Here is a 13,133-nt window from a genome sequence, read left to right as displayed (position 1 = left end):
AATTTGCAAAGATATAAAAACTTATTTTTGTAAGTATATAGATTTTTAATTGTATCACTTTTTGAGAAGTCATTTGACTGTCGAAATCTAAAATATTCCTTAAGATGTCTAAAGTATGGTGGGGTTTGAAGTATTTAGAACACTTTTTTAAGGCTTCATTTTTCAACAAAAAGAATTCTGATTTTATAGAAAAATTGAAGGAAGAAGTCATTTTCAATGACCAACATTTCTATTTTTTTGATGAGATCAATGCTTACAGACAAGAACTCAAATCGGATAAAAGAAAGATTGAAGGACTCGACTTGGGGGCAGGCTCATTAGTACAGACAGCTAAAGAAAAGGAGGTAAGAACATTTGCAAAAAATTCTGGAAGTCCGCTGGCCATTGGTGAGATATTGTACAAATTGACCATCTATAAAAAGGCAGAAACAATTTTTGATCTCGGAACGTGTTTAGGTTTTTCGGCTCTGTATTTATCGAAGGGTTTTAGCAAAAGCTATGTGAGAACGTTTGAAGGAAATGAAGGACTTCAAAAAATTGCAGAAGAGGCTTTTTCTAGATTTAACTCTAATGTAAAGACAGTGGCAGGTAATATAGATGAGACTTTACCCAATGAACTGGCAAAAGTAGATAACGTAGACATTGCATTTATAGATGCTAATCATAGGTATGAACCAACTGTGCGGTACTTTCATCAATTTTTAGAAAAAGTACATCAAGATTCTGTTCTTATTTTTGATGATATCTATTGGTCAAAAGAAATGAATAAGGCATGGAATGAAATTAAATCACATCCGAAAGTGAGTCATTCTATTGATCTGCATAAAGTGGGAATGGTATTTTTTCAGAATAAGTATAAGACCAAAGAAGACTTGCATCTATTTTTGAAAGAGATTTACTTCCAAAACTAGCCATTGAGCTACAAAAACCTTAAAAAAAATCTAATCACATTTTATGCTCCTAAAACAAATGTTTATTAATGGCTTTAGTTAGAATATTCTAGCTTTAAGATACCATAAAGCTTGTTTTTTGAGAATTAATAGCGTGTTTTCTTCAGCTTATTTTATTGTAAAAAAGGTTTGATATATAGGCTTATTAGCATTTTTAATAAAAAATAGTTTACAAAAAACTATAAGATCAAATATTATAGACTTACCTTTGGGGTATTATATTACTATTTAATTATTACAATGAATAAAGGTACAGTAAAATTCTTCAATGAGTCTAAAGGTTTTGGATTCATCATCGAAGATGATTCAAACAAAGAATACTTCGTTCACATCTCAGGTCTTATCGATGACGTTCGTGAAGGTGACAAAGTAGAGTTTGAACTAACAGAAGGTAGAAAAGGATTGAATGCTGTGAACGTAAAAGTAATCTAATTTACGCTTACCATTCAACTCAATACATATTTAACCCCAAAAGGTTTTTGTATTTTAATACCAATCAAAAGAGACTTTCTCGTAATGAGAAAGTCTCTTTTTTGTTATAATAATTATTGCGAATTAGACTAAAACGCCTTCATCAGTCTGTGCTAGTGATTGCTCCAGTTCTTCTAAGAAAAGATTTAGGGCATCGATAGAAACGTGATCCATCACGACAATCTTGTACCACTTATTTTCTTTAGTGTGACTTTCAGGAACAAGAGCGTATTTTTGAGCTAATTCAGTAGGGATGAATTTACTTTTCATCGTTACCAAGTTTGAATGCTCGTCTCTGTAATATTCTACACCCAATTGATCCAATTTTTTACATAGCCAGTTGGTACGATAGAGAAGCATATTGATTTTTTCAGTCCATCCGTAGTAACCGTAAGTTTTTAGTATCATCCAAACAGAAATAGCATTTGCTCCAGATCTACTTCCCACTAGTGTCATGTCCATACCAGAAACATATTGCGCTTCTTCAGTAAGGGCATATTGCATATAATCTTTTCTGATTAAGAAAATACCTGTACCAAATGGCGCTTGAGCCATTTTGTGGGCATCCATTCCAATAGATGTAATATATGGATTTTGGAAGTTTACAGGATTATTGTTGTTTGAGAAAGGATACATGAAACCGCCAAAAGCAGCATCTACATGCAAATGGAATTTGACATCATTTGCTTGGAAGGCATCAATGTAATCTTGAGGATTGTCTACTGAACCAAACATAGTGGTCATCATATTGACAATACCAGCAAAATATTTGATTCCTCTAGCTTTAGCTTCCGCAACTGTTTGGTGAAGTATCTTTACATCAATCTTTCTTGTTTCTTGATCAACAGGGACAGTGATGTAATTTACGTTTAGTAAGTTTGCAGATTTAGCTCCTGAGTAATGTGTGTCATCTGAACAGATAACGGCTATTTCTTCATTTTTAGCACCAAACTCTCTGTTGAAAAGGTTTCTGAAAATCCATACAGCTTGTATGTTTGTTTCTGTACCTCCAGAACTTACATAACCATCAAATTCTCCTTCATCACCTTTAAATATATCTTCTGCGCACATTGCTACCAACTCACGTTCGATTGCTTGTGTACCAGCAAAAAATGCTTCGGATTCCCCTAGTGTATGACAACCAATGTGGTTAGGGTTGTCGACCATTGTAGATAAAAAAGGAGCATCTTTCAGCATCTCAAAGTTGTCATAAAAGACTTTGTCATCTAGGTGTGAAACAGGAATACCTAGAACATGCTCATGTTTGTAGTGTCTGTTTTGTCTTAATGCCGAGAAAACGGCCTCGTTAATTTCTTGCTTCGATAATTTTTTCCACATAAGTGAGAAATCGTTCGTTTGAATAGTGCTATTTAATTTTATGCAAAATTACACTTTCTTAATACGAATGCGTTATCATCTGTCATTAGAAAAATTATCATATGATAAAAAAAAGATCTTGCAGTTTTACCACAAGATCTTTATAAATAGTTATGAGATGTGTTTGAATTAATTCTCTTCAAGTAAACTCTTAGCTGCGCTCATCAATAAAGAATCGCTGATTCTCACTGAGTAGTCAGGGTTTACATATTCAAATTTGATTTCACCTGTTTTATCTACAAAGAAAACCGATGGAACAGGAAGCTGATTATGGCTATTACCAGAAGCATCTACCAAATCGATGTTATAACTTTTATACTTTTCTAAAGTAGCATCGTCTACTTGGAATGCAATACCAAATTTACGCGCAGCATCCATTTTGCTATCTGAAAGAAGCGTATATGTCATTTTATGTTTTTCAAACGTTACCTGTAAGTTTTCTGGTTTATCTGGACTGATTGCTAAAATTTGATAGCCCATTTCTACAAGATCTGCTGAAATTTTACCAAGACCTGAAAGTTGTTTGTTACAATAAGGACACCATCCACCTCTGTAAAATACAATAACAGTAGGTTGTTTTTTTACCATGTCAATAAGTGACACTTCTTTGTTGTCTGCAGTTTTAAGGAGTACCTCCGGAATATTTTGGCCAATCAATAATGGATTGATGTCATTTGCAGTTTGTGCAACATCTTGAGCATTAGATTGAAATAATACTGTAAATAAAGTAATAAAGAGTAAGTAGATTTTTTTCATATCAATTTTCTGATTGTATTACGAGAAAAGAACTCCCAACACAATAAAAAGTTTTGTAGTAGAACTATTAAAATATGTTATACAATTCAGTAGTTGAATTTTAAAATATGAATTATACCTTGATGCGGTACAAATATTTGGAGTAATTCTTAGGTATCTCTACCATGTTAGAGGCAAGCTGTGTTATAGAATATGTACTATATAATAGAAAAAGTTGATTTGCTCCACTCATGTAATTGAAAAAGAATCCGTAAATATGAAGCGCTTACTTTTACTTCCTATACTTTTAATTTTCTTCTCCTGTACTGTAAAAGAAAAAGAACAAAAAGAAGATGGTGTTTTAACAGAAATTGCATATTCCGATACACAGTTGACAGGTATTGCAATTAGTAAGGATGGAAGAATGTTTGTGAATTTCCCTACTTGGAGTGATAATATTCAAATGTCGGTAGGAGAGGTGATAGATAATGAGGTTGTTCCTTACCCAAATGAAAAGTGGAATTCTCACCAAGGAAAAAAACATCAATTCGTTTGTGTACAAAGTGTGGTAGTTGACGATAAAGACAGACTTTGGGTTTTAGACCCTGCTAATCCGAAATTTGAGGGAGTAATTGAAGAAAAAGTCCGATTATATCAGTTCGATTTAAAATCGGATAAGATGGTAAAAGAATATAGTTTTCCTAAAGAGTTTATAGAGAAAGATTCTTACCTAAATGATTTCAGAATAGATACAGACAAAGAGATTGTTTATATCACAGATTCGGGCATAGGGGGAATCTTAGTTTTAAACTTAAAAACAGGAGAAGTTAGAAAGCCGTTAAAGGATCATTTTTCGGTGAAAGCTGAGGCTGATTATTTGAAGTTTCCTAACGGAGTATGGAATAATAAGGTTAATTCCGACGGAATAGCTTTAAGTCCTGATAAGTCGACACTCTACTATGCTGCTTTAGTAGGGCATACATTATATAAAATTCCAACAAGGGCCTTATTCCAAAGTGATGATGAACAAGTAGTATCGAGTATGGTAGAAACAGTTTGTGCAATCAGAGCTACAGATGGAATGATGTTCGATAACAATGGGAATCTTTATTTGGGTGGATTGGAAAGAAATCAGATCTGTGTGCTGGATAACCAAGGAAAATATTACCCTTTAGTTACTGATGAGAAGATAAAGTGGGCGGACTCTTTCGCAAAAGATGCAGAAGGGAATATGTATTTTACAACTTCGCAAATTAATACACCCGAATGGGATAGAGGGAAGTTCCATGTCTATAGAATTAATGTAAAACCAACAGAGCAACTTCCTAAAAGAAGAGTCCTTATCGCTTTGACAAATCATGGTACTTTAGGGGATTCGACAGGAGATGCAACAGGTTATTATTTGTCTGAAGTCGCACATGCTTATTATGCATTTACCAATGCAGGTTATTATGTCGATTTTGTAAGTCCGATGGGGGGGCAATCACCTGTTGATGGTTATGATTTGACTGATCCAGAAAATAAGCAGTTTGTAGAAGACAAAGTAGCACAACAAAATATCAATAATGCTTTAACACCTGATCAAGTAAATGTGATAGATTATGAGGCGATTTATTATGCTGGAGGTCATGGTGTCATGTGGGATTTACCTGATGCTGAGTTACTATCTGAATTAACCAGTCAGTTGTATGATATTGGTGCTGTAGTTGGAGCTGTTTGTCATGGACCTGCAGGTTTAGTAAATATAAAACTAGCAGATGGAAGTTATTTGGTAGATGGGAAGAAGGTGAATGGTTTTACAAATGAAGAAGAAAAAGCGATCAATAAAGAAGAAATTGTTCCTTTCCTTTTAGAAGATAAATTGAAAGAAAGAGGTGGTATTTTTGAAGAAGGACCAAAGTGGGAGTCTAAAGTTGTGGTAGATAAAAGGCTAGTTACCGGACAAAATCCAGCTTCAGCAAAAGGAGTTGCCGAGGCAATGATTCAGCTTCTTCAAGGGAATTAAGCTTTTAATAATAAAGAGAATTAAAGCAGTTTTGAATGAGTTTTTTAATCCATTCAGAACTGCTTTTTTTACGCCTAAGTGTTTTCATTCTTGAATAAAATCAAGGAGTAGTATTCAAATAGAATTCAACTTTTGGTATACAATGACGTTTTCCGAGAACGCTACCGGCAACGTTATTTTGTATCTGAAAAGAAAAATCAAAACCTAGAATAACTACTGTATCTGATTTCTGCTATACCTTGTATTCAATTAAAACTTCGAAAAGCAATACATTACTATGGCAAAGATTCTTGTAACAGGTGGTATGGGCTATATTGGCTCGCATACGACAGTAGAACTCATAAATAAAGGTTATGAAGTAGTCATTGCAGATGATCTCTCAAATTCTGAAATAGATACTTTATCTCGTATTGAGAAAATTTGTGGGGCTAGACCAACTTTTGAAAAAATAGATTTGAAAAATATGGCTCATGTTTTAGAGCTATTTCAAGATCATCGATTTAATGGGGTTATTCATTTTGCAGCATCTAAAGCGGTAGGTGAATCCGTTGCAAAACCCTTAAAATACTATCGTAACAATCTGATGACTTTAATTAATGTTCTAGAGGCAATGAAGCTTACAGGAACTGAAAATATCGTTTTTTCTTCATCAGCTACGGTTTATGGTCAGCCAGAAGTATTGCCAGTTACCGAAGATTCACCATTCCAAAAAGCAGCTTCTCCTTACGGGAATACGAAGCAAATAGGGGAAGAAATTATAGAAGATAGCACAAACGCATATGATCGTTTGAAAGGAATTTCTCTAAGATATTTTAATCCTGTAGGCGCACATGAATCTGCACTAATTGGAGAACTTCCTTTAGGTACACCAAATAACTTGATGCCTTTTATCACGCAAACAGCTATTGGGAAATTGGCTCAATTAAAAGTATTTGGGACTGATTATGAGACGAAAGATGGTACATGTATTCGAGATTATATTCATGTAGTAGATCTTGCAAAAGCACATGTAAATGCTGTTGAGCGGATGCTCGAAGAAAAGATGACCGGATCTTTCGAGTTTTTTAATTTGGGTACAGGAAATGGTCAAACGGTTTTAGAAGTAATCAATTCATTTGAAAAGACTTCAGGAGAAAAATTAAACTACATTTTAGCTGAAAGAAGAGCTGGTGATGTAGAGAAAATATGGGCTGAACCAACAAAGGCCAATCAAGAACTTAATTGGGACGCTAAATTAGATTTAGATGTGATGACGGCTTCCGCTTGGAAGTGGGAAAAGCATTTAGCAGATGCCACTGCGAAGATTTAATTTCAGGCAAAATCAACTGACTTAGTACAACTATGAAAAGCGATCATTCTTTAATGATCGTCTTTTTTTGACGGTTTTCGGAAACGGTACCGGTAACGCTTTTTAATGTTTTGATTCAAATTAACCTTTTGAAAATTTTTCTAATCAGTCAAGAACTTGGAATTTCAGAAGTGTTAGGACAACACATTTCTAACAAACAAACAATTCACATTAAATATTAAGATCATGCAGATAGACAACATCGTTAAGAAGTTTGAAGAACTTTATGGAACACCAAGTCTAATATCTAGAGCACCAGGTAGAGTAAATATCATTGGTGAGCATACGGATTACAATGAAGGCTTTGTACTTCCTGCAGCTATTGACAAAGAAATGGTTTTTGCGCTTGCAAAAAATGGTACAGCCCAGGTGAGAGCTTATGCTCTTGATCTCAATGAAGCGTCTGATTTCCTGATTTCAGAACTGTCACCCAAAGAAGGGTGGATAAATTACATCATTGGTGTAGTTGCAGAGAGTCAGAAAAAAGGATTGGCTGTCGAAGGCTTCGATGTTGTTTTTGCTGGTGATGTTCCACTCGGTGCAGGTATGTCTTCTTCTGCAGCTCTCGAATGTGGGTTGGGTATAGGACTGAATACTTTATTTGAAGGCAGTCTGACTCAAAAAGAAATTGCACTAGTTGGTCAAGCTTCTGAGCACAATTTTGCCGGAGTGAAATGTGGAATCATGGATCAGTTTGCATCAACTTTTGGTAAAATAAATCAAGTGATTCAGTTAGACTGTAGATCACAAGAGTTTGAATATTTTCCATTAAATATTCAAGGTCACAAACTTGTATTGTGTAATACAAACGTGACTCATTCATTGGCTTCTTCTGAGTATAATACACGTAGAGCTCAATGTGAGGCAGGTGTTGCGGTTGTGAAAAAAGTATACTCAGATGTAAATAGCCTCAGAGATATTTCTTTAGAAATGCTAAATGAGTTTAAGGACGAGCTTGATGCTGAGGTTTATGACCGTTGTTCTTATGTCATTGAAGAAAATATAAGATTGAAAGCAGCCTGTGATTGTATGTTGAAAAATGACCTTGACGGTTTAGGTGTTCAAATGTACGGTTCTCATGATGGTTTGAGTAAAAAATATGGTGTAAGCTGCGATGAACTAGACTTTTTGGTTGAGCAAACGAGAGACAAAGACTATGTTCTTGGAGCAAGAATGATGGGCGGAGGCTTTGGTGGTTGTACTATCAATTTGGTCAAAGAAGAAGCTGTAGATCAATTCATTGATGAAATGACTGAAGCTTATCAATCAAAACTATCAAAGAAAATGGACGCATATGTGGTTGTGATCGGTGAAGGTGCGCGTTCAGAAAGTGTAGAAATTCTTAGCTAAAAACAATTACAGAATGAAATTTTCAACAGAAGATCATCCACATAGAAGACTTAATCCATTGACTGGAGACTGGGTTCAAGTATCACCGCATAGAGCAAAAAGACCTTGGCAGGGGCAGGTTGAGAAAATGGAAGAGGAAAGTCGTCCAGAGCATGATCCTTCTTGTTACTTGTGTGCAGGAAATACGAGAATAGGAGGTGAGGTAAATCCAGATTATTCAGATACATATTCTTTCCAAAACGACTTTTCATCTTTGTTGGAAGATACCCCAGAAGGAGAGGTGAACGAGAATGATTTATTTGTAGCGAAGAGTGAAAGAGGTATTTGTCGAGTGATCTGTTTTTCACCAAGACACGATCTTACAATACCTGAATTAGAGCTTCCCTCGGTTAGAAAAGTGATTGATTTATGGGCAAAAGAATACGAAGAACTAGGTTCGAAATCCTTTATCAATCATGTTCAGATTTTTGAAAATAAAGGAGCTGTAATGGGGTGTTCAAACCCGCATCCACATGGTCAAATTTGGGCACAAGAATCCATTCCACAAGAGCCAGCAAAGAAGCAGATAAAACAATCCGAATACTTTGATAAAAAGGGCAGAACTTTATTGTCAGATTATATTGCTTCGGAGTTAGAAAAAGAGGAGCGTTTACTTTTTGAAAATGATCATTTTGTTGCTTTGGTGCCATATTGGGCTACTTGGCCATTTGAGACTATGATTGTTCCGAAAAGGAATGTTCAGCGTATCACAGATCTTACAGAAGAGGAAAAAGATGCTTTTGCAGATGCGTATAAAAAGTTGACTACGCTTTATGATAACCTTTTTGAGATTTCTTTCCCTTATTCTGCAGGTATTCATCAGGCACCAACAGATGGAAAAGATCATCCTGAATGGCATATGCATATGTTGTTCTATCCACCGTTGTTACGTTCAGCTACAGTGAAAAAGTTTATGGTAGGGTATGAAATGCTAGCAAATGCACAGAGAGATATTACTCCAGAACAAGCAGCTTACCGTTTACGATCATTATCCACTGTACACTACAAACAAAGTTCATCAGTATTTAGCTAAAATGTTATGGGAGGTGTTGTTAGTTCTAAAATCAGTAAAAAGCTCTGGGGAGAAATCAATGGAGAAGAAATCTACCTTTATAGCTTAAAAAATAAAAATGGTAATGAAGCCGTCTTGAGTAACTATGGAGCGAATTGGGTTTCATTTTTTCATATAAATACTCAAGGAGTAAGAACAGATGTATTGCTAGGTTATGATGATTTGGAGGGACTTCAAAATGATCAGCTATACATGGGGGCAATTGTCGGTAGACATGCGAATAGAATAGCAAAAGGTCTGTGTAAGATAGGCGGAAAAGACTATTCTTTTGTGATCAATAATGGCCCTAATCATTTGCATGGTGGAATAGAAGGCTTTCATAGAAAGATTTGGGCTACGGAAATAGTTGATGATCGCATCGTATTTTCATATGAAAGTGCAGATGGTGAAGAAGGCTATCCAGGAAACTTGAAGGTTCAAGTTAGTTATCACCTGTCTGAAGACGATGAGTTGGAAATAGAGTATTCGGCGGTATCTGATAAGGATACAATAGTGAACATGACTAATCATGCCTATTTCAATTTGAATGGCACAGGTACAGCATTAGATCATGCCATTCAGATCAATGCAGATAGGTTTACTCCAACAGATGAATATTCAATCCCAACTGGAGAGCTCCAAGATTTAGAGAATAGCGTCATGGATTTCAGGACTCAAAAATTGATTCGTACAGATTTATACGAAGAAGACCAACAACTGGAGTTTGGAAAGGGCTACGATCATAATTATGTCTTGAATAAGTCGAAAGATGGCGCTCTTGAGTTGGCTGCTTCAGCCGTAAGTTTAGAATCGGGAAGAAAGTTAAGCATGTTTACGACTGAACCAGGCATGCAATTTTATTCGGGAAATTGGATTGGGGGTACTCAAGGAAAAGCTGGGGTGATTTATGAAGAAAGAGATGGCTTCTGTTTTGAAGCTCAGCATTTTCCTGATACACCTAACCAAAGTAATTTTCCAACAACAGCATTAAAAAAAGGCGAGAAGTATTATCAGAAAACGGTTTACAAGTTTTCGAAGATATAATGCTTTTGCAGGTGAAGTGAATACATAATTAAAGTGAAAAGTGAGTAGAGGTCTTCCAAATTGGTAAGACCTCTTTTGTTATTTTATACTTGATTCTCCTGAGATAAGCTCTGTTGGAAGTTCAATTTGTTTAGGTTCTATATTTTTTTCATTTCTTGAACGTTGCGTGATTTCGTCAAGAATCAGACGAGCCGCTTCTTCTCCCATGCGTTGTGCAGGCTGACGAATTGTACTCAGACTAGGATTGAAGAGTTTGGCCATTTTACTTCCTGTATACCCAATTACGCCCATCTCATTAGGTATTTTAATTCCTAAGCGAGTGAGTTTACTCATGATTTCAAAAGCTACAGGATCATTAATTGCGAAAATAGCATCAGGACGATTTTCTAGGTGTAGAAGTTGAAGAGTTGCTTTAGATGCATTGATTCTCATATTGCAATGAATAAGCAATGATTCGTCGAATTCTAAACCATACACTTCTAAGGCTTCTTTGTAGCCCATTAATCTTTCTTGACAGATAAAAAGATTTTTCGGACCACTGATATGAGCAATGCGTTTATACCCGTGTTCTATAAGGTGTGCAGTAGCATTGAAAGCCCCCTCTCTGTCATTTACAATAACTTTAGAAAAGTCTTTTTTTAAGCTTGGTATCACTCTATCAAACATCACGACAGGTAAATCTTCTTTAGCCAAGTACAAGTGTTCGTAGTTCTCGGTTTCCTTTGAAACTGAAATAATGATACCATCGACCCTGTTTTCTCGAAGCATTTCAACTTGATTGACTTCATTTTCATAGCTTTCTCCTGTCGGGCAGACAATAACCTTGTATCCATTATTTTGTAAGTAATCTTGCATACCTGTAATGGCTTCACCAAAAAAAGGAACACTCAGTTCAGGAACGATAACCCCAATTGTATAACTTTTTTTACTAGCAAGGCTCATGGCAAGAGGGTTACGTTTGTAGTTAAGTGCTTCAACCATACTTAAAACCCTTCTACGTGTGTTTTCATTGACATCTGGAGCTCCTCTCAGTACTCTCGAAACAGTAGAAACTGAAATGTCTAATTTTATAGCGATGTCTTTTATTGTGTATCTTTTTTTGCTCATTGGTTTAGTCTAAAAATTATAGGTTACTCAAAAGTAATATAACTTTTTGTCGAAATAATTATGCCATTGCTCAAAGGAGTAAAAATTTAGCTCAGATTCTTATTATTCAAAAATGAAAAGCATAAGATTTACTTTTATTATCATTTAGGTTGATGCGATTTTTCAACCTTACACTTGATTAAGATTAGTTATAAATAACCTGAAATCAGTCATTTAAAATGATTCTAAGTACAATATTATATTTATTTGATTTAGGAAATTATAAGTACAATTATCAATCACTTAGTTATGGAAATCAAAACTTTAAATTCTTGTATTAACTGTGACAACTTAATGGCAGGAAACATGTGTAGCGTTAATAATGTAAAGGTTACGTTCAACCAAACTTGCGAAAGCTTTGACGCTAGATTTGTAATCCACAAAAACTCTGATTGTGGTAACTGTGTGAAACATGAGCAAACATCTTGTGCTCACCCATCTACAGCAGTTGAAGGAATGTTGTGTACTTCTTATGCAGCAGTCTAAAGACACTAAAAACTACTCTCAACAAGAAATTTATTCCTTGAGATAAGAGCTAAATGCTTTAGAGCATTTAGCTCTTTGTTTTTTCATACCTCCCCGAACGAATAATAGTTTGTGCTTGTATCCAAGCTAATGAAAACTATCTATCTCTATCAAGATTCTATTCAACACACTTTTGACAGTCTTACCAAACAGATAAAAGGATCGAAGGTAGAAGGCCTGTGTTTTACTGTTGACAATGAGATTGCTCAAGGAGAAATATTTTGTTATGATAATCTTGATGGAATTGAGATAACCGTAAATCATTTTTTGAGTGCAGAAGATCTTCTCTTTGTAGAAAAAGTTGGGGAATCTCCTCAATTGATTGCTCGTTTCATGCGTAACTCTATATCGGAAGAAAGAAAAGGTCTATCTGAAGAAACAACCTATGCTAGAAGGGGAGCTACGCTTTACAGTACACTTCATCCGATCAATGTATTTACGCCAAAAAATGAGTTGGTTGAATGGATAGCTGTGCGAATAAGTATGGATGCTTGGACTAAAATTACCCAATCTACTTGGCCCAAATTAGATGAAATGGTTTTGAGTGAAGATAAATGGTTGGTTTTTGAGTCTTTGAGCTTACAAATGGAAGATTGTATCAGTGAAATATTTGCAGCTCAGTATCAAAAGGAGGCTAAAATTGGCTTTACACTTGGTCATACATTTATTCTGATGACTCATTTTCTGTTACAAGTATTAGAACGGAAAGATGAAAAGGATAGTATCGGATTACTGACTGAAGATGTAGCGAGCTTGTTCTTAATTAAAGAAGAATTGCTATCCAACTTGAGTGATCCACCTTCAGCTGAAGAATTGACAAAAAAGTATGGAATGAGTGAAAGTCGATTAAGGCGTAATTTCAAAAAGCTTTTTGGTTTACCTCCTCACAAATATGTGCTGAGAGAACGGTATCAGATAGCATATAGAGAAGTGAAAAGAGGGAAAAAGTCAATTTCAGCAATAGCCTATGATTTGGGTTTTACGGATGTTAGTCATTTTACAAAAGCATTTAAAAAAGAGTTTGGTGTTTCTCCGTCAAAATATAGACTTAAGTAGGAATTAATTCAAGTAAAAATATTCTTCTCAAAAATT

The 13,133-nt window shown here is 35.2% G+C and carries 12 protein-coding genes; 9 read left to right on the top strand and 3 right to left on the bottom strand.

Annotation, left to right across the window (positions count from 1 at the left end; genetic code table 11):
• The first annotated feature begins 104 nt into the window (after positions 1–104).
• Complete coding sequence (locus BC781_RS00205) at positions 105–911, top strand: O-methyltransferase (RefSeq protein ID WP_109615236.1); 807 nt, start codon at positions 105–107, stop codon at positions 909–911.
• Between the two features lie 279 nt (positions 912–1,190).
• Positions 1,191–1,382: a cold-shock protein gene (locus tag BC781_RS00200; RefSeq protein ID WP_109615235.1), complete on the top strand. Its 192-nt coding sequence runs from the start codon at positions 1,191–1,193 to the stop codon at positions 1,380–1,382.
• Positions 1,383–1,505: 123 nt separating this feature from the next.
• Here the strand turns inward: BC781_RS00200 and BC781_RS00195 are convergent, their stop codons facing one another.
• Together BC781_RS00195 and BC781_RS00190 are read right to left on the bottom strand one after the other, a co-directional pair.
• Positions 1,506–2,759, bottom strand: coding sequence for a pyridoxal-dependent decarboxylase (locus BC781_RS00195; RefSeq protein WP_109615234.1), 1,254 nt, complete (start codon positions 2,757–2,759; stop codon positions 1,506–1,508).
• 168 nt (positions 2,760–2,927) lie between these two features.
• Positions 2,928–3,554 carry a peroxiredoxin-like family protein gene (locus tag BC781_RS00190; RefSeq protein ID WP_109615233.1) on the bottom strand — a complete coding sequence of 209 codons (627 nt, stop codon included), beginning with the start codon at positions 3,552–3,554 and terminating at the stop codon, positions 2,928–2,930.
• 256 nt (positions 3,555–3,810) lie between these two features.
• Here BC781_RS00190 and BC781_RS00185 point away from each other — a divergent pair, with 256 nt between their 5' ends.
• From BC781_RS00185 to BC781_RS00165, 5 genes are all read left to right on the top strand, one after another.
• Positions 3,811–5,538, top strand: a complete 1,728-nt coding sequence (locus tag BC781_RS00185) for an L-dopachrome tautomerase-related protein (RefSeq protein ID WP_109615232.1) — start codon at positions 3,811–3,813, stop codon at positions 5,536–5,538.
• A 277-nt stretch (positions 5,539–5,815) separates the two neighbouring features.
• Positions 5,816–6,847, top strand: coding sequence for a UDP-glucose 4-epimerase GalE (gene galE, locus BC781_RS00180; protein WP_109615231.1), 1,032 nt, complete (start codon positions 5,816–5,818; stop codon positions 6,845–6,847).
• Between the two features lie 225 nt (positions 6,848–7,072).
• A complete protein-coding gene (galK, locus tag BC781_RS00175; RefSeq protein ID WP_109615230.1) occupies positions 7,073–8,236 on the top strand; it encodes a galactokinase in 1,164 nt (387 codons plus the stop codon).
• Positions 8,237–8,249: 13 nt separating this feature from the next.
• The gene (locus BC781_RS00170) at positions 8,250–9,308 is read left to right on the top strand and encodes a UDP-glucose--hexose-1-phosphate uridylyltransferase (protein ID WP_109615229.1); all 1,059 of its coding nucleotides are present in this window, start codon (positions 8,250–8,252) and stop codon (positions 9,306–9,308) included.
• A 6-nt stretch (positions 9,309–9,314) separates the two neighbouring features.
• Complete coding sequence (locus BC781_RS00165) at positions 9,315–10,370, top strand: aldose epimerase family protein (RefSeq protein ID WP_109615228.1); 1,056 nt, start codon at positions 9,315–9,317, stop codon at positions 10,368–10,370.
• A gap of 78 nt (positions 10,371–10,448) precedes the next feature.
• Here BC781_RS00165 and BC781_RS00160 read toward each other — a convergent pair whose 3' ends face one another.
• Complete coding sequence (locus BC781_RS00160; RefSeq protein WP_109615227.1) at positions 10,449–11,477, bottom strand: LacI family DNA-binding transcriptional regulator; 1,029 nt, start codon at positions 11,475–11,477, stop codon at positions 10,449–10,451.
• 288 nt (positions 11,478–11,765) lie between these two features.
• Between BC781_RS00160 and BC781_RS00155 the strand changes: the two genes are divergently transcribed.
• Together BC781_RS00155 and BC781_RS00150 are read left to right on the top strand one after the other, a co-directional pair.
• Positions 11,766–12,002 (top strand): hypothetical protein, encoded by a 237-nt coding sequence (locus BC781_RS00155; protein WP_109615226.1) that lies wholly within the window; start codon positions 11,766–11,768, stop codon positions 12,000–12,002.
• Between the two features lie 129 nt (positions 12,003–12,131).
• Positions 12,132–13,097, top strand: coding sequence for a helix-turn-helix domain-containing protein (locus BC781_RS00150; protein WP_109615225.1), 966 nt, complete (start codon positions 12,132–12,134; stop codon positions 13,095–13,097).
• Positions 13,098–13,133: the final 36 nt, after the last annotated feature.

This window comes from Sediminitomix flava (assembly GCF_003149185.1).
Classification (GTDB): Bacteria; Bacteroidota; Bacteroidia; order Cytophagales; family Flammeovirgaceae; genus Sediminitomix; species Sediminitomix flava.
The sequence above is the reverse complement of the archived record's forward strand: the minus strand, read 5'-3'. Positions and strand labels throughout refer to the sequence as shown.